Genomic DNA, 18,194 nt, shown 5'->3' on the forward strand with positions numbered 1-18,194 from the left:
TGCCACTGTGGTGGCTGCGTGTGCTGGGCGGATTGCTGTTCGTCACGGGCATTTTGATCATGGCTGTGAACTGGTTCATGACCTGGACCACTCGTCCCCCTACCTACGAAGTGCCGGTTTATCACACGCCACGTTTGTCCAAGGAAGCACCGGAGGAAACGATTGACACGACCAGTGCACTGGACGACGTCCCGGTACTCGAGTCGGCCAAGAAGCTGGATGTCTTTGGCAAGATGGATTGGCACCGCCGCTGGGAACGATTGCCTGTGCGATTTACGGTGTTGACCACCTTGGCCGTGGTGATCGCCAGTCTGTTTGAGATCATTCCGACGTTCCTGATCCGCAGCAACGTGCCGACCATTGCCACGGTGAAACCCTACACGCCGCTGGAATTGGCGGGTCGCGATATTTTTGTGGCCGAAGGCTGCTACAACTGCCACTCACAGATGGTGCGTCCGTTTGTTGCCGAAACAAAACGTTATGGCGAATACAGCAAGGCGGGCGAGTTCATTTACGACCGTCCGTTCCAGTGGGGCAGCCGCCGTATCGGTCCCGACTTGGCTCGCGAAGGCGGCAAGCAGAGCAGTCTTTGGCACTGGTTGCACCTAGAGAATCCCGAACAGGTTTCGCCCGGCAGCGTGATGCCAAGCTACGTCCATTTGCTTGACACCAAAATCAACTTCGAGATGATCCCCGAACGTGTTTGGGCAGCCCAGGCGATGGGAGCACCGTACGACTTTGACATCGCCGATTCCGCCGATATCGCGCGGAAGCAAGCCGAGGTGATCGCGGCTGATGTGGTTTCGCAAGGCGGTCCGGTGCAACGTGGCGAGCTGATGACATTTGACACCAAAGCGATCGCGTTGATTGCGTTTTTACAGCGAGTTGGTACCGACATCTTTGCGACACCTGAGGCTGAACCAACCGAAGAAACGCCGGGCGATCCGGCAGCTGCCGAAGAACCCGAAACCGAAGAGGTCGCGGCACGGTAACAAGATGGTGATGGGATCTTTGGCAAGATCCACTACGGAACCGAGCAGCAAAAACAAACTTCTCACGCCTAGTGAAATTGAATCATGCTTACTGATGTGATCCGAGCGATCGATTACAGCGACTGTGCCGAAATTGCACTGGCGTTGTTCTGCTTTGCCTTCGGTTTAATGTTCTTCGCAACGATGCGATTGTCGCGTAACGCGACCGACCGATTTGCAGCTATCCCGCTATCCGACAACGTGGAGACACCTCGCGATGGACAATAACCCGAAGAACCAAGATGGTATCGAGCAAGAGTCGATCGTGGGTCAGATCCCCGATGATCCGTTGACAGGCCATGCCTATGACGGCATCCAAGAATTTGACAATCCATTGCCGGGTTGGTGGAAATGGATGTTCATCGGATCGATCTTGTTTGCCTTTCCCTACGCCGCGTTTTACCACGGCGGTGCCGAGGGACGGACGGCTACCGAACGCTACGACAAAGCTCTGGCAGAGAACATCCGATTGCAGTTCGCTGAGATCGGCGAGTTGAAAATGGATCGCGCGACTGTGGTGAAATTTTTGTACGAGCCCACTTGGCTACGGGTTGGCCAATCGGTCTTCAAAACGAATTGCGTTTCCTGTCACGGAGCCGACGGCGGCGGTTTGGTTGGCCCGAACCTGACCGACGACGCCTACAAAAACGTGAAGGACATTGGCGATATCTTGCACGTCCTCGAAAACGGAGCGGCGGGCGGAGCGATGCCGGCTTGGAAAACGCGGCTGTCACCCAACGAATTGGTGTTGGCGGCAAGCTATGTCGCCAGTCTGCGTGGCACCGAAGCGGCCGACGGAAAGCCTGCCGAAGGACGCGTGATCCCGCCATGGCCTGAGGCGCCGCCCGAAGAAGCGTCCGAAGCCGAAGAAGCCGACGAAGATGCAAACGCCGACGCCATGGAGATGGACGCCGAAAAGGCAGCGACCTAAAGAACCAAATTGTCCGTCGAGACGGACACCCCCTGCGGCTTGGATCCTGAAACCGGGGAACTTGCCGCCACCGCGGAAAAATCCGCACACGCATTCGGTTCGGAACACAAACGAAAACGAACCGCTGCAGTTACTTCCGCTTCTATTTAAGGAGGCGTAATGATGAATGATGCTAAAACGTTGCCGGTGATTTCGGGCAACAAAACAGACGACAGCAGTATGCTCGAATCACCCGAGCACGTGCTGAGTACGCTTGAAAAAGATGGTTCGCGGCGCTGGCTGCGGCCGACATTGTCGACTGGATTTTGGTGGAAATGGCGACGCTGGATCGCCTATGGACTGGTCGCCTTCTTCGTCGCGTTGCCTCACATTCGCATCGGAGGCCTGCCGCCTATTTTGTTGGATGTGCCGGCCCGCCGCTTCGTATTCCTCGGACATGTCTTCTTGCCGACCGACACGCTGCTGTTGGCATTGGTGATGCTGGGCGTGTTCTTGACTATCGTCTTGGCCACTGCGTTGACCGGACGTATTTGGTGCGGATGGGCATGTCCCCAAACCGTCTATATGGAATATTTGTTCCGGCCAATCGACCGCTGGTTCGAAGGCACCGTAGGCAAGGGCGGCCAAGCGAAACGGCCGATCGAAGGTTGGCGCCGGATCGCTCGCTGGGCCGTGTACGTCGTGCTGTGCATGTTTCTAGCGCACACGTTCCTGGCCTACTTTGTCGGTACCGATCGACTTGCCGAGTGGATCCGCAGCTCGCCGATCGAGCATCCGGCAGCCTTTCTGGTGATGGGCGTGACGACCGGCTTGATGCTATTTGATTTTCTGTTCTTTCGTGAACAGCTTTGTTTGATCGCTTGTCCCTACGGACGCTTTCAATCGGTGATGCTGGATCGACAAAGCATGATCGTCGCCTATGACACAAAACGTGGCGAGCCACGCAAACGCGGCAAACATGTCCCCGGTGATGGCGCAGGCGATTGTGTCGATTGTCATCAGTGCGTTCGCGTTTGCCCGACCGGGATCGATATTCGCGAAGGATTGCAGTTGGAATGCATTAACTGCACCCAGTGCATCGATGCATGCGACGACGTGATGACCAAGGTGGGTAAACCTAAGGGGCTGATTCGCTACAGTTCACAAGACGCCCTGGACGGTAAAAAACTGAAATTCTTTCGCTTTCGCACCGTCGCTTACCCCGCGTTACTGGTGGCGGTGGGCATCGGATTCCTTGCCGTCTTGTCGACGAAATACGCTTTTGATGCTCGGCTGATTCGTGGCAAAGGCAATCCATTTCACCGCCATGTAACAGGAAACGTCAGCAACCAATTTCGGCTGCGGTTGGTCAATCGCACCAACGAGCCACGTGAATACAGTGTCGAAATCGTGAAGCCGGAAACGGCGATGATTCGCGAGATCGGCGACGATAGCCCCAAACTGAAAAGCAACGCCACCGAGCTTGTCCCGCTGGTGGTCGAAGTTCCGGGAAAAGTATTCGGCCCTGGAGGCAACGTCCAGGGAGAATTGCGGATTCGCGATGACGCGGGCAACGAACGCACGCTTCAAATGCAATTACTAGGTCCACGACGATGACAGAAAAACCAACCGCAACAAACCGCGTACCGGAATTCGACCGTGTCGCCAATCGCAACGCTGCAATTCGTTGGGGCGGATTGGTCGTCGGACTGCTGTCACTGCAAGTCGCCGTCGGGGTGGTCGCAATCATGTTGGCCACCGGAGACCCGTCGGCCGCGGTCCTTCCCGATTACTACCAGAAATCGCTTGACTGGGACGAGCAGCGAAAATCCGAAAGTGTTTCGCAAGAACTCGGCTGGAATCTGACACTGGTGCCAATCCCAGGCCAACAAAACGCGACGCTACAAGGTGTATTGACCGATGCCGATGGCAAACCGGTCGACATCGCAGCGGGCACTGTTGACATGTATCACTACGCACGCGCCGCGGACGTGAAAACGATTCCGATCGCCGCCAACGATAGTGGTGTCATCGTATCCGAAGACTGCTTTACCGCAGATGGATTGTGGCAGATCGAAATCGATGTCACCGATGACCAAGGCCAACGCTTTGTCCATTCCCAAGACCTGCTGGTCACTCAAACGCAGCATCGGCTGACGAAAGGAAATTAGCCGTGTTAACGCTGGCGATGGCAGTAATGGTGGCGAGTTTGCTAGGCAGTTTGCATTGCGTTGGCATGTGCGGACCGTTGGCGTTGTGGGTCACCGGCGGTGGATCAAGCCGGGCGACGATCAGCGCCTACCACCTGGGTCGCTTGAGCACGTATTTGATCGCAGGGACGGCCGCTGGGATTTTAGGGGCAGCCGTTTCGATCGGTGGTGACATGGTCGGTTTCCAATCGGCGGCGGCCAAGGTCGCAGGCGGCATGTTGATCGCCGTCGGCGTGTTCCGACTAGCAAAACTGCACCCCCGTTTCAATCGACCTCTCCTGACTTCTGCGACAAGCTCGGGCCCTTCGACCGTCGCAGCAGTGCTGAAGCGATTTAAACCGCTGCTGGATCGACAAACGGCAGTGTCACGAGCCTATCTAGGCGGATTGATCACCACTTGGCTGCCATGCGGTTGGCTGTATCTGTTTGTGCTGGTCGCTGCGGGAACCGGCGGCGTATTGTCCGCCGTGGTGGTGATGTTTGCTTTTTGGATCGGAACGCTGCCGGCTCTGACCACGATGTTGGTGGGCATTCACTCGTTGACGCCTAAGCTGCGAGGCATGCTGCCGATCGCCGCCAGTGTGTTTTTGATTGTCACTGGACTGTACACCGTGACCGGGCGAGCAGCAGTGGATGTTTCCAGCTTGGTCGCCCCAAGTCTAGGCGATGAAATCACGGCCACCTCGCTGATCGATCTGAAAGACGAACCGCTACCGTGCTGCGCCGAAACAACGGCCGACGGCGCGCCGAGCGCGTGCCCATGCTGTGCCAGCAACGAACTTAGCGAAGAATCATTGACGACGTCTTCTGACACTCCCAATGACGCGTCGGACAACAACCGAGCCGACGTCCCATGAGCTCGGCAACGGATCAACCGCAAACCCAACAAAGCGTCGATTGCGTCCACTGCGGCTTGCCTGCACCGAGGCCGGTTGATGCATCAGAGCCTGCGTTTTGCTGCAATGGCTGCAAAGGGGCCTGGGAACTGATTCATGGTTGGGGACTCGAGGACTATTACGCGCTGCGTGATTGTGGGCCTTCGGAGACGCTTGGCGATCGAGGGCGTGATTCGTTTGACGATCTCGACGATCCCAAACTGTTGTTTCCTTCGGTGGTTAAAAAGGGAGTTGGTCCCAATGGCATCGAATTGGCTCGGGTCCGCTTGTCGATCCGCGGGCTGCACTGTGCCGCATGTGCATGGTTGATCGAGCAAGCCCCGAACCATGTCGCGGGCTGGCATTCGGCGTCAGTGCAAATGCATTCGCGATCGGTCGAATTGGTCTACGATCCGGCGATCGTCCGACTAAGCCAATTGGGCCGGTTATTGAAAACGATCGGCTATCACGTGGTGCCGCTTGATACGACGAGCGAGCGAGACGCCAGCAGCGAAGAGAGTCGGCGACTGCTGGTTGACGTTGCCATTGCCGGTTTTTGTGCGATGAATGCGATGTGGATCGCCGTCGCACTGTATGCCGGTGCGTTTTCGGGAATCGAAGAGTCGCAGCGCAACCTGTTGCGGTTCACCGGGGTGGGGTTGGGGGTTGCCGCGGTGATCTCTCCTGGACGCGTTTTCCTGCGTGGTGCGATAGCGTCGATTCGCTTACGAGTGCCGCACATGGATTTGCCGGTCGCACTGGGGTTGTCCGCAGGGGTGATCGCCAGCATTTACGGATTGTTTGAAACCAGCTCGGAAGTTTACTTTGATTCGATTGCGACGCTTGTCTTCTTTTTGTTGGTCGGCCGCTGGGTACAGCTTCGCCAACAACACTCGGCAGGTCGTGCGATCTCGGCGCTACTGAGTTTGACGCCCAACGCAGCCACGCGAGTGAACGAGGACGGAACACTCAACCGTGTTCCGGCATCCGACATTCAATTGGGCGACATCGTCAAGGTGGATCCTGGTGAAAGCGTGCCGGTCGATGGACGCGTGGTGTGGGGAGAATCGCAGATCGACCGATCGCTGTTGACTGGCGAAAGCCGTCCGGTTGCGATCGGGGTGGGTTCGGATGTGGAAGCAGGCACCGAAAACATCGCAGCGGTGATTCACCTCGAAACGACCGCGATTGGCGATGCCACTCGGCTCGGCGCCCTGTCACAATCGGTTGCCGAGGCGGCGGCCAGCAAGACACCGATCGTCCAATTGGCCAATCGCGTGGGCGGATGGTTTGTCAGCGTGGTGATGGTGCTTGCGGTTATCACCGTCGCGGCATGGTGGCATGTGGATCCGTCGCTCGCGATCAATCACAGTGTTGCTTTATTGATTGTCGCGTGCCCTTGCGCATTGGCGCTCGCCACTCCGTTAGCGATTGCCGTGGCGGTCGGCCGACTCGCCGAACGACGCATTCTTGTCCGCTCGGGCGAATCGCTGGAACAGTTCTCTAAACCGGGCACGATCTTTTTCGACAAAACGGGAACGCTCACCCAAGGCCGAATGCAAGTCACCCATTGGTTCGGCGAGCCGGAGATTCTTCATTGTGTGCAAGCGATCGAGTCGACCATTGGGCACCCCATCGCCCGAGCCATCACCGAGTACAAACACAACCATCACGTCGACTCGATCGAGGCCACCGAGGTTCAAAACCGAGTCGGAGTCGGTGTCGAAGGCATTGTCCAAGGACGATCGTTCACAATTGGCAGCTTGAAGCTTGTCGATCAGATGGGGATTGCCGTATGCCCGCTCGAGCAAGAACAAATCGACACGATTTTGGCATCGGGAGCGACCCCAATCTTGGTGGTCGTCGGCGACCGGATCGAGGCCGTCTTTGGTGTCAGCGATCCGGTCCGCAACGAGGCGATGCAAGTCATCGGCCAATTGCGCGAAAGCGGATGGAAGGTTGCGATGTTGTCGGGCGATCATGCATCGATTGTCAGCGAGGTCGCCAATCGGATCGGTATCGACGCCGATTTGGCCTTGGGGGACCAATCACCGGAACAAAAATTAGCGGCGATCCAGCAAGCCAAACGTGATGGTCATGTGGTCGCGATGGTCGGTGATGGCGTCAACGATGCGGCAGCACTTGCGGCGGCCGACGTGGGTGTTGCGCTTCGCGGCGGGGCGAACGCGAGTCTTGCCGCCGCCCCCATTTTGATCGGCAATAGCCGGATCGATGGCATTGTCACATTGACTCGGACCGCGAAGCGAACGGCACGTTCAATTCGTCAAAATTTTGCGGTTTCAATTGGCTACAATGTGATTGCCGCGGTATTGGCGATGACCGGAATCATCAGCCCGCTAATCGCAGCGATCTTGATGCCGATCAGCTCGTTGACTGTTATGACGATGACGCTTGCCACGCCCGTTGTCGATGCGTCCGCAGATGATGCCGAGAAGTCCGCTCCCTCGCTTCGCAACCGAAGATCTCTTGTTGAGGAATCGATCGCATGAGTGTTTTGACAATCGCGTTGCCAATTGCCTTGCTATTGGGTGGATCGGCGCTGGTGGCCTGCATTTGGTCGATTCGTCATGGCCAATTTGATGATCTTGATTCGGCGTCAGTCCGCATCTTGGTCGACGAGAAGCGGCTTGATGATTCGCGGCCGAACAAAACCGGCAGCAGCGATCACCGCAAGTGAGGGAATCATCGGTGACCGCATCCGCAGATTGCTCCAGTAAATCGAGTGGACGGCCGACAATGTGATGACCAGCGCGATGATCGCCCACCACGACGGAGCCAAAACAACTCGGCCGATGCGATAGAGTCCGACGATCGTCGCGAACCAAAAGGCCAGATAATAAAGCGTCACGATCACGATCGGGGGCCATGATCGACCGGCAACATGGTGCGGCATCGGACTCCACAATCGCCCCAAACGTACGAAACAGGACCACACAAACATCGATGGTTCGCGTGCAATCGTTGCCTTAGCCGCCTGGTACGACCACTGGTCATCCTCGTGTTCACTGAGCGATCGAGCCGGCGGCAACTCCGCAGTGGGATCAGACCAATCGGTTTGCCAAAAAGATTCGCTTGTTGGATCGCCCTGGAAACGATGCTGATAAGTTTCGAGAAACGGTTCGGCATCCCAAGCTTCACCAAACTTGCCATGGCGAAGGTAGTCATAGAACGAGGGATTGTTGGCCAACAGCAGCGTGTAACCTCCGTGGCTGGTCGCCCAGACAGGATGCCCCACTGCGATTTGATTTCGAACCGTCCATAACCCGACGACCAACACCATGATCGTGACGGCCGAAAACGTGCACGCCAAACGACGAATCCAGCAGATTTGGGTGCTGAACAAGATCGCGGGCAACATCAGCACCGCCCAAACCAAAAAGGTGGGACGACATAGATATGCCAACGCAAGCAAAACCGCAAATATCAATGCCTTGGCCAGCGTCGGCGATGGCATCCAGCGGCATACCCAAAACCAAACGCACAACGTCGCCAGAGCCGCCGCGATCGTTTCTGTCATCACCAGCGTCGACTGCTGGAGCAGAATCGGATCGATAATCACCAGCACCGCAGCCAAAATACTTGCCCGGCTGTAACGTCCCCCGTCGATTAATCGCGATGCGATCGATAAAGTGCATACAGCGGTCAACACGCCAAGCCCCAGATGCAGTAGGCCGACAAGCACACGATGCACGTGGTGATCGACCGTAAGCCACGACAGCAGATAGGGATACAGCGGCGGGCGAAAGGCGGTGGGCTTGGCGGACAAGACCGTGCCGTTGCCTGGGTCGATCGTCGCGGGTAACCCGAAAACCCTGGTTTGGGAAAGTGTTTCGGCGATCACTCGATACGCATCGGGATCTTGATCAAATTGATCCAGGTTGCTCAGCACCACCCCGCCTCGAACGACCAGCGCCAACACAATGATGCCAACGAACTTCATTCGGTTAGACAGAGCGGATGGAGTCCAATGGGGCATGGGCAATGCAGGAATCGATAACGAGAGAGCCAGTTTGATACCCGCAATATTAGCCGAGCCTAGCATGGACTGCGAGCGAGCACGATGAACAAACCGACCCGCACGAACCGAAAAGCAGCGAGCATGGCTTCGCGTTTGATTCAATTCCGCGTGGTTTTATCGCTGCTTGGTTTGCTGATTTTTGCTGCGGCGATGCCGTTTTCACAGCAGCTAAAACTTGATCGCAGCATCATGGCGATGTTCGCGCCCACCGATTCAACGCTGATCGAATATCAAACGCTGCAAAATGCATTTGGCGGCAATGCGGTTGCGATGGTGGTCTACCCCGATACCGATTTGATGTCTAATGCGGGGTTGCAGCGTAGTGACGCGATCGCGTCGGAAATCCGACAGATCGAAGGGGTAGACGGCATTTTATCGCCATCGACGCTGAATGCAGCCGTTGAAAAGGTTCGTCCCGGCAGCTTCTTTCGCAGCAAATCAGACGTTCCTGGGTTGGCGCGGCGAGATGACATCGTGGCACGCGGCATCGAACATTTGTTCGAAGGCTACACTCATTCGGACGACCATCAACTCGCTGCGGTTGTGGTGATGTTGTCACCGAAACATCCGCCTGCGGCGATTGAGTCGCTGCAAGCAATTGCCAGCAAGCTTCCCGATCAATACGAATCCATCACCGCCCCCGGCGTGGTGGTAGGCGAACCGGTGCTGATTCACGATGGGTTCGAGCTGATTGAGCGTGACGGACGCAAATTGACGACCGTGACGCTGATTCTATTGAGCATCGTAGTGCTGGTGACACTGATGGATCTGCGTTTTGTTGCCTTGACCGGTTTGGTTGTGGTTTGGTCGATCGTGGTGACCGAAGCAACGCTGGTCCTGTTGGGGCTCGATCAATCGCTGGTCTCGACGATCATGCCCGCAATCATCACGGTGATCGCGGTCGCAGCGGTATTGCATTTGGGCACCAAATTCCAAGACGGTCGGGCCAAAGGACTCAGCCGGCACGATGCCACATGGCGGTCATTTTCACTTTTGGTCGTGCCAATCCTGTGGACTTGTTTGACGGATGCCGCAGGTTTCGCGGCGCTGGGATCGTCACGAATTTTGCCGGTCCGTCAATTTGGTGCAATGATCGCCATCGCCTCGATCGCAGTGTTTGTTGCCATCGTTTTTTTCGCAGGTGCCACGATGATGTTGCCTGAATTGAGTTTCGGCAAATCATTGCACCGCATGCAGCGACGAATGACCCGCAGCGTCAGCCGACGCTGCACTCGGATCGCGACTGCATTTGTGTCACAGCGAAAAATTGCGATCCTGCTGGCTTTGGTGCTGCTAGGGGTTTCGGTCATCGGGACATGGCAAGCGAAACCCGAAACCAGCTTTTTGAACAATTTCCGTAGCGACAGTGCGATCGTACTCGCGTATGACCAAGTCGAGCAGCAATTTGGCGGCGCGGGAGTCTGGGACATCCTGTTGCCCGCCCCGGCTTCGTTGACTCGCGACTACTTGAAACAAGTTCTGCTGATCGAGCGAGACCTACGCGGTATCGAGGTCGACGGGGCAAAATTGACCAAGGTCTTGAGCATGGCTGACGCAGAATATGTTGTCGGCAAGACACCGATATTAAAGTATGCGCCTCCGTCATTGCGGATGACTGGAATGCGAGCCACGATGCCCGAGTTTGTTGACGCGTTACTCAATTCGGCCGACACGCAACCGCGTCGTCTGCGAATCATGCTCCGTAGCGAGGAACAATTGCCAGCGGAATTAAAAACGCAACTGATTGCCGAGGTACAGCGGGTTGTTGACGAACATACGCAATCCGAGGCGTGGAAAAACGCGTTCACGTCGCCGCCCGAATCTCAGGCGATTGTTACCGGCTATTACGTCATGATGTCGCGACTGGTTTCACAATTGGTCGGTGACCAGTGGCGGTGTCTGGGTTTTGCCGGAGTATTGGTGTGGTTGCTGTTGTGGATCGCCACACGATCGCTTCGCTTGGCGTTTGCTGCGTTGTTGCCGAATCTGCTGCCTGCCTTTGTGGTGTTGGCAACCGTGGGCTGGATTGGCGGCAAGATCAACATGGGCGCGGCAATGATCGCAGCGGTCTCGATCGGACTGACGATCGACGGATCGGTTCACCTGTTGGCCATCTACCGACGTTATCGCCGACATGGCCATCGGATCACCGTGGCGGTTACGCACGCAGCCGGAAACGTCGGCGTCCCCGTCTTGTTGGCAACGTGTGCGTTGGTTTTCGGGTTCAGCATCTTGTCGACTAGCGAATTTATTCCCACTGCCACCTTTGGCACGCTGGTCGCGGCCACATTGCTACTGGGAACGCTGGTCAATTTGACGCTGCTACCCGCATGCGTCGCGCTAATCGATCGCGACGACGCGAATTAGCCATGATGCAGTTGGGGCAACCTAGAAGTACGCCAAGCAGCTAGGCGAGAGTCTTTCCGTATATCAGCCGCTTTGGCGCTAGCGGGCTGTGGATTTAATGAGCCGCTCGCGCGTCAGCGGCCGGGTTCCACGCATCACCCGGTGCCTTACGGCCCTCGGCTCACCAATGCGATTTAATGACGTTTTCTGTGCCAAGCGGTGGCTGATGGACTGCCTCGTCTGTCATGGGTGTATTCGACGGACTAGGAAGTCCGTCGTACGACCAAGTCAACAGCCTGCGAGCGTCCAAACGGCTAATGGGATTTCACCCAATGATTCCTGCTTACCTGCTTAGGTAGGCGACTCGGGTAGGAGTTGGTCCTACCCGAGAATCGAGCTGCAATTGAGACGACTAGAATTCTTCCGAGATGACTTCTCGTGAGGCACGCGATCCGAGTGCACCCCAGAGTCCGTACGGGCTCATTTCGCCATTCTGGACTGGATCAGCATCCTGGTTGCCTGCTTCGATGGAATCGGTGATGAACTTGACTGCTCCGTCGCCCATCAGCACGTGGGCACCGCCTTGGTGCCGGCTTCCGATCGTCGAGATACCTTGTCCTCCGTCGCCACCGCTAGTGATGCAGCTTGCTCCGTTAGGCGGCAGCACCGTGTGCACACTGGCAAAGGGATGCCGACCGTCTGCCCAACGGTAACCGCGTTCACGCGAACTTCCATTGAGCACCGATTGTGATGCGGGGAAATACTGCGGACGAGTGGGATCAGCCAAATCGGTACATTTGCTTGGGGTAAACAGCGATGAGTAGTGAACGCTGTTGGCCATGTCGGCGATCAATTCTTTCTGTCCCAAGCTGGTTGCAATTTCGCCTGCGGCGATCGTGTTGGAGAGACCATCGAGCGTGTCGCGGAACTTCGTCGAGTGGCGATTCCAGAACATTCCTCGGTTGCTGCCACGGACCCACGCTGGAACTTGGCTCAGATCACTGGTCGTTCGTGCCCAAGCGTCGTTTTCGGCGTTCCAACCGGGCCATGCCGCGGTGCCGGACCAATCATAGAAGCCGCTGCGGTTTTTTCCGCCGTCATGACTCATGCGTGGGTTGTCGCCCAGGCAGGCGGCGTAATTGGTTCGGCCCAACGCAGGCAAACCGACGCCGGGGTCACTCGGGCAACGAAACGATGGGATGTCGGACGCCCAAGGTGAGAAACCTGCAAACCACGGGGAAGGCCCCATTGGTTGGTACTGGTCTCCCTCGGAATCAACTCCATTGGAAATCTGCTCCCACAGAGCTTGCTGTTCGACGAATGGCGTCAAGCCGACAAGCCAGCTCAAGACCATGTTGTTTTGATCGGCTCCATTGCCCGTCGCCGCAGCATCGGTTCCGGTCATGTTGATCGGCAGCTGGTTGTAGGCGGAGTGGTAATTGTGCATTCCAAGCCCGATCTGCTTGAAATTATTGCTGCAGCTCATGCGACGTGCGGCTTCACGTGCCGCTTGCACGGCGGGCAAAAGCAGCCCGACCAATACTCCGATGATGGCAATCACAACGAGCAGTTCGACAAGCGTAAAACCACTTGTCGTCGGTTTTCTTGTCGTCGGTTTTCTAGGAGTAGTAACAGGTTGTTGATTCATGTGGTTCTCTCGTAATAAAAAATCAATATGGATTGCGTGATCACGGTCACAGGGACATCACGGTCACAGGGACACAGTCACGGTGACCGTGAACACGCGTAATAGGATGCGAAGTCAATGCGAATGGGACGCATTGCCAACGAACTAGGAGCGGTTCATCGCTTTTTCTTCAGCGGTTGGCTCTTGGTTGTTCGATTCCTCGGCGGTTCGTTCATATTCAGAGGAAATCGCGCCTGCCTGGGCATCCAGGTCCTCGCGTGATTGACCTTCGACAACGTTGATCGGCTCGTTCGAGTCGCCGCAACCAACGGTGGAAAGAAGAGGAGTCGATACAGCCAGTGCCAAAATCAGTTGTGCAATAGTCTTCATGTGGGGGGATTTCCTTGGGGTGCTTTCGCGTGTTTATGGGGGGGCAAACAGACCGCCACAGGCCGCTTTGGTGAGTAACGTCTTTCGACGCGTCAGCATGGCTTAAAGGCGTCCGCTATTACGTTAAACAAGCGAAATTCTTGTTCCTTAACACCTCAAAAAAGATTATTTGGAAATTATCCCGCAACAGCTGTTCTTAACGGCGATTTGCCACCCAAAAAGACATCTTCTGACCTGCATGTTTGGCGGCGAAAAGTGCGACGACTGCCGTTATGCGCAACACGAAGTCCACGAACGCCGTAGCGCAGATTTGCCTTCGCTGAGCCTCGGCTTGCCGCTCATCTCAGCGACGTTGATTCGATCACAAGCATCGAACCAACGCACACGAGATCGCTATCAGGGGGGCGTCACAGACACCGTTTCAGCCGGCGAAACTCGCGCGGCTGTAGCGAAAGTCACAGAGGCTTTCGGCCACGCGAGCAAACCCGAAACTCTTTGCGAGTTTCGCTACAAAAAAAGGCTTCACAGCGCTATCCAAAGCGGCCAAATTACGGAAAGACTCTTGCCTAGCTGCTTAGTCTTGCTCGACGATTTCAACGTCGAGTGAATCTCGCAGCAGCGCGATTTGCGATTCAGGGAATTGGCCGGCAGCGACGATCACGCGTCGGAGGCTACGGCTTTCAGCGAGTGGCGACAAATCAGTCACCTTGGTATCGCGAATGTCGAGTTGCAACAGATCGAGATCATCGAGTTCCGTCAGATCGCTGATCTCGGTTCCACGCAAATCGAGGTTCTTTGGATTAAGCGTGTACAGAAGACTTACTCGAACGCCGGGCGGCCAAGTCGACGAGAGTGTTCGGCTGAGCGACCACACATTGCCACGTAGTCGCACCGTTCGCGTCGTCGCATCGTATCGCAATTCCAGATCGTCCGGTTTGTGATTGTTGATCATGACCCAAAAGCGAACGATTCGGACACGATCTTGGATCGATCTCGGATATTCCAAGTCATAGATCATCATTTTTTCCGCTAACGGCGCGCGATAGCGGCTGGAACGACATAGCCCGCGGAGCATTGCGATGAAGTCATCCGTATCCAGAAAACCTTGGTCGTTTACCTTGTCTTTATATTCTCTGGCGAACTCGGCAAGGTCAGGCTCCACCCCTTTCTCTTCGTCGAGCAATTGAGTTGCCGAGGCAAAGTCTTGCATCAAGAAGTACAGCCAAAACTTCTTGTGCCACACTTTCGACTCGGGCGGTGGAGTATTCGAAAGCACCGTATCGAGATGCTTCATCGAAAGTTTGACGGTTGTCGCAAACGTATCGTGAGCGATCAGCGGAATGCTGGTGAGATGATCGGATACGGCAATGGCCGATTCCACTTGTGCTTGCAAGCGGTCTTCGGATTTGTTTTTTTCAACAATGTATGCGGCCAGTGACTCCTCGGCGCGTTCTTTCGCCTGTTCAGCGGTCTTTTGAGCCACCGTCGCAAGGGCTCGTTCGGTATCGGCGCGGATCCATGCGGTTTCCGCATCCGCTCGGGCAGCCACAGCCGATTGATGCTTGCGTCGGAGCTGTGTGACGAAGAACGACAGGCACAGAAGTAGGATAACGAGCGATCCCAATGTCACGGCGCAAACATCTCGGTGGCGTCGATAGAACAGGGCTGCTTCACGCAAAATACTGCTGCGCTGCACCGAGGCACTGAATCCCGCCAGGAATCGAGAAATATCTTCTTGCAGTGAGTCAACGTCGGCGTATCGATCGGCTGGATCATGAGCGGTGGCTTTGTCGATCATCGCTACGAGCGCCGAATCGATCTGCGGCCGTGATTTCCGGTATTTCTGAATCGACTGCAACGTGACCATCTCACAAAGCACACAGCCAAGGGCGTAGATATCCATCTGCGGCGTCTTGCGAGCCACGCGGTCGGCCTGTTCCGGCGACATGTAAGTGGGCGTCCCCTTGACCGTGTCCAGCAGGGGGCCGTACAAGTCGGGATCGAGCAAGACCTCGGAATCATGCTGCGAATGATCACTTGGCATGACGACCCCCAGACCCCAATCACAAACCTGAGCCTCACCAAATTCACCGATTTGAATGTTTTCGGGTTTGATATCGAGATGTAGCACTCGTTGCGAATGAGCGTACGCGATCGCCTCGCAAACCCTCAGAAACAACATCAACCGCTTTCTTAGCGTGAACCGATCACGCTCGCGGCCGTGTCGCAACTCTTCGAGAATCGCGCGTAGCGAGCGGCCTTGCTTAAACTCCAACGTAAAAAACGGGCGTCCATCGGAATCGATATCCATATCAAAGAGATTGATGATACAGGGATGTTCCAATCGCGCGGTGATATGGGCTTCACGCAAGAAAGCGTCAAAGTGATCGTGCGAAAACTTTGCTAGTGGTTTCGCCAACGCGACGTGGCGTACCGTCTTGGCGTCATAGACACGAAAGACCTCCTTCATACCGCCTCGACCGATCAGCTGCGGATTTTGGTAGCGGTCGGTGATGTTGCTGATCGAAGTGTACAGAGGACACAACTCGTCAAACGTAGAAGGATCGTTGATCTCTTCGGACGTGATTTCTTCGGACGCATCATAGAGCAGCTTGACCAGGGGATCGATCCGGTCGTGCGAGTCATCATTGGATGTGGCGGGTTGGAAATTCATGAGGTTGAGTCCGGAAATTCAAGCTGTTCGCGCAGCAACTTTACTTCGTGGGCGAGTCGTTTCTTTACTCGGTTCTTTAAGACATAAACACTTTGCACGCTGACACCAAGATCTTCGCTGATTTGTGCCGACGATTCCCCTTCGGTGCTGCGTAGAAAAACTTCGATCGCATTGCCCGAGAAGATTTGCTTCATCCGGTCCAACGCGAGGTGAACGACGTGCCGTTGCCATTCCGCTTCAATACGCTGTTCGATTTCCGGTGAATCATAGGGAAGCTCTTCGAGATCGTTGACATCGGTGCTGCCCACCCGCTTGGCCCGTTTGCGTTTCCAGTAGTCGTTGGTGGCGACGTTCAGGATCAAGCGGGTCAGCCAAGTCCGAAATCGTGCTTTCTCCTCCACTCGGCGATAGTTGACCAGTTCCTGCCAAACCCGTGAAAGCACCTGTTGGCAAACATCGTCGATGTCCGATGGCGAGGTCCCCATTCCAACCAGAAAACGACGGATGAACGGCTCGTAGTACTGCAGCAACTCGTTCCAATCCGGGTGGTCCTTACCCGACTGTGCCCTTTCGAGCAACGTGATCCTTGTCGGCAAATTGTTAGAGGAATGGATTGGGCCAGCCATCAGTCGTTCACAGTTTGTCGAGTCGATGCCATTCGCTGGGACTGACTTGGTTGGTACGCACTTCGCCGTTACGATTCTCAACTAGGTTGTCGCTCGAGTGAGTGAGGGGATGAAGCGGGAGTGGAGTGCGGATGGATCGGAAGCGGACAGATTGGAAGCGGTGCCCCACCGATGGCAAGATGCCTCGATAGCAAACAAGTGCCGCAAACAAAGCGGAATCCAGCGAACTGAGGGGCAGAATTTCACCGTAAAGGTATATTACACTGCGGGTACCAGACCCTCAAGAAGTTTCGCAGGTCAAGGGCGTGGGAAGCGTCCCGGGCGATCGAGGCAAAGCACTTTTTTCCTATAGCGTTTGTGCTTTTTAGTGTGGCGGAAATGCACGTGAGCCTTTCGATCCATGGCCAATGCCCAATACCATCTACTTTGGTACTAAACCGGTGGCGTTTGTAGCGGTGCGGCGCGGGGCCCGCCCGGTCTAAACCGAACGTTTCACTCGCCTCGACCGGACGGCTCGCGCCGTGCCGCTACCAAAGTAGATGGCATTGGGCCAATGCCCCCCGAAACTCTCGTGACGAATTCCGCAACGAAATGCGTCACAGCGTTGCTCCGCACAGCTTCCCTTTGAGCACGTGCGCTGCGAGCAAGAAAATTCGGGGCGCCTCGGCCCAGGAAAAGGCAGCCATGATTTCTGTGGCAAAAATTTGATTTTCCGCGCGCATCTCCCCAGGTTGGTCGCACTACAGTAATAGATGCCATGAATATTACTGAAGAAATGACCGAATCGTGCTCGCGCGCAACGTTCCCCCCGCACGATCTGAGCGGTGTTTCCAACACCGATCTGCTCGAGGCGTGGAACAAGGACCACGAACCTGCGGCGATGGCGGCGCTTGTCGCTCGTTATAGCGTGATGGTGCTGAGCGTTTGCCGCAGGCGTTGTCGATCGCACGTCGATGCGGACGACGCTTATCAGACGACGTTTTTGTATCTGGCACGCAACAGCAACAAAATCCGCCATCCCGAGCGACTGGCGGGATGGCTGCACCGCGTCGCCCAACGTGCGGCGGTGGCGGTCACTCATTCGTGCAAACGTGAAACCGAAACCATGGCTGAACCGATTGCCACCCCTGACGATCCGCTGGAGCGTTTGACACAGCGCCACGAAGCAATCGTGCTGGACGAAGAATTGTCCGAATTGCCCGAGCACTACCGTGCCGCGATCGTGATGCATCTGTACGAAGGCACGACGCTTGAATCATTAGCCGCATCACTAGGCACCACGGTCGGCTCGGTCCGAGGACGATTGCAACGTGGCAAAAAACTACTTGCCGATCGATTGCGACGACGCGGCGTCGTGCCCGTATTGGCCTTTGCCGCGGCCAGTGCGTTGACCGTATCGACCGCGACGGCGGCCCAAGCCAGTGAACCGCTGATCGACTCGCTGCATCGTGGTGATCTTCCCGATT

At 56.0% G+C, this 18,194-nt stretch carries 15 protein-coding genes; 10 read left to right on the forward strand and 5 right to left on the reverse strand.

The annotated features are described in order from the left end of the window. The 8 genes from ccoO to ccoS form a co-directional block, all read left to right on the forward strand. Positions 1-992 (forward strand): cytochrome-c oxidase, cbb3-type subunit II (gene ccoO / locus RMSM_RS23020; protein WP_040769099.1); only part of this gene is annotated, 992 nt, incomplete at its 5' end. Between the two features lie 84 nt (positions 993-1,076). Next, positions 1,077-1,259 carry a hypothetical protein gene (locus RMSM_RS23025; RefSeq protein WP_040769101.1) on the forward strand — a complete coding sequence of 61 codons (183 nt, stop codon included), beginning with the start codon at positions 1,077-1,079 and terminating at the stop codon, positions 1,257-1,259. After that, positions 1,249-1,962, forward strand: coding sequence for a cbb3-type cytochrome c oxidase N-terminal domain-containing protein (locus RMSM_RS23030; RefSeq protein WP_008702081.1), 714 nt, complete (start codon positions 1,249-1,251; stop codon positions 1,960-1,962). Before RMSM_RS23025 ends, RMSM_RS23030 begins: the two co-directional genes overlap by 11 nt. Before the next feature lie 162 nt (positions 1,963-2,124). After that, positions 2,125-3,558, forward strand: coding sequence for a cytochrome c oxidase accessory protein CcoG (gene ccoG, locus RMSM_RS23035; protein ID WP_081614288.1), 1,434 nt, complete (start codon positions 2,125-2,127; stop codon positions 3,556-3,558). Next, on the forward strand, positions 3,555-4,112 hold the full coding sequence (locus RMSM_RS23040; protein WP_008702086.1) for a FixH family protein: 558 nt from the start codon (positions 3,555-3,557) through the stop codon (positions 4,110-4,112). The genes ccoG and RMSM_RS23040 overlap by 4 nt, the downstream gene beginning before the upstream one ends. Positions 4,113-4,114: 2 nt before the next feature. Continuing rightward, positions 4,115-5,008 carry a sulfite exporter TauE/SafE family protein gene (locus RMSM_RS23045; RefSeq protein ID WP_008702088.1) on the forward strand — a complete coding sequence of 298 codons (894 nt, stop codon included), beginning with the start codon at positions 4,115-4,117 and terminating at the stop codon, positions 5,006-5,008. After that, complete coding sequence (locus RMSM_RS23050; protein ID WP_008702090.1) at positions 5,005-7,536, forward strand: heavy metal translocating P-type ATPase; 2,532 nt, start codon at positions 5,005-5,007, stop codon at positions 7,534-7,536. The genes RMSM_RS23045 and RMSM_RS23050 overlap by 4 nt, the downstream gene beginning before the upstream one ends. Next, complete coding sequence (ccoS, locus tag RMSM_RS38850; RefSeq protein ID WP_081614286.1) at positions 7,533-7,724, forward strand: cbb3-type cytochrome oxidase assembly protein CcoS; 192 nt, start codon at positions 7,533-7,535, stop codon at positions 7,722-7,724. The genes RMSM_RS23050 and ccoS overlap by 4 nt, the downstream gene beginning before the upstream one ends. Here ccoS and RMSM_RS23055 read toward each other — a convergent pair. Continuing rightward, positions 7,644-9,023, reverse strand: a complete 1,380-nt coding sequence (locus tag RMSM_RS23055) for a hypothetical protein (RefSeq protein ID WP_236622274.1) — start codon at positions 9,021-9,023, stop codon at positions 7,644-7,646. The genes ccoS and RMSM_RS23055 overlap by 81 nt on opposite strands. 84 nt (positions 9,024-9,107) lie before the next feature. On the opposite strand from RMSM_RS23055, the gene RMSM_RS23060 reads away from it, so the two are divergent. Next, positions 9,108-11,432: an efflux RND transporter permease subunit gene (locus RMSM_RS23060; RefSeq protein ID WP_008702093.1), complete on the forward strand. Its 2,325-nt coding sequence runs from the start codon at positions 9,108-9,110 to the stop codon at positions 11,430-11,432. A 391-nt stretch (positions 11,433-11,823) separates the two neighbouring features. Here the strand turns inward: RMSM_RS23060 and RMSM_RS23065 are convergent, their stop codons facing one another. The 4 genes from RMSM_RS23065 to RMSM_RS23085 form a co-directional block, all read right to left on the reverse strand. Next, positions 11,824-13,059, reverse strand: coding sequence for a DUF1559 domain-containing protein (locus tag RMSM_RS23065; protein WP_008702095.1), 1,236 nt, complete (start codon positions 13,057-13,059; stop codon positions 11,824-11,826). 144 nt (positions 13,060-13,203) lie between these two features. Continuing rightward, a complete protein-coding gene (locus tag RMSM_RS23070) occupies positions 13,204-13,428 on the reverse strand; it encodes a hypothetical protein (protein ID WP_008702097.1) in 225 nt (74 codons plus the stop codon). Positions 13,429-14,002: 574 nt separating this feature from the next. Next, the gene (locus RMSM_RS23080) at positions 14,003-16,102 is read right to left on the reverse strand and encodes a serine/threonine protein kinase (RefSeq protein ID WP_008702098.1); all 2,100 of its coding nucleotides are present in this window, start codon (positions 16,100-16,102) and stop codon (positions 14,003-14,005) included. Then, a complete protein-coding gene (locus RMSM_RS23085) occupies positions 16,099-16,728 on the reverse strand; it encodes an RNA polymerase sigma factor (RefSeq protein WP_008702100.1) in 630 nt (209 codons plus the stop codon). The genes RMSM_RS23080 and RMSM_RS23085 overlap by 4 nt, the downstream gene beginning before the upstream one ends. Positions 16,729-17,485: 757 nt before the next feature. Here RMSM_RS23085 and RMSM_RS23090 point away from each other — a divergent pair. Next, positions 17,486-18,194: RNA polymerase sigma factor (locus RMSM_RS23090; protein WP_008702106.1), on the forward strand; the 709-nt coding region annotated here is incomplete at its 3' end.

The organism is Rhodopirellula maiorica SM1, from assembly GCF_000346295.1.
Lineage (GTDB): Bacteria > Planctomycetota > Planctomycetia > Pirellulales > Pirellulaceae > Novipirellula > Novipirellula maiorica.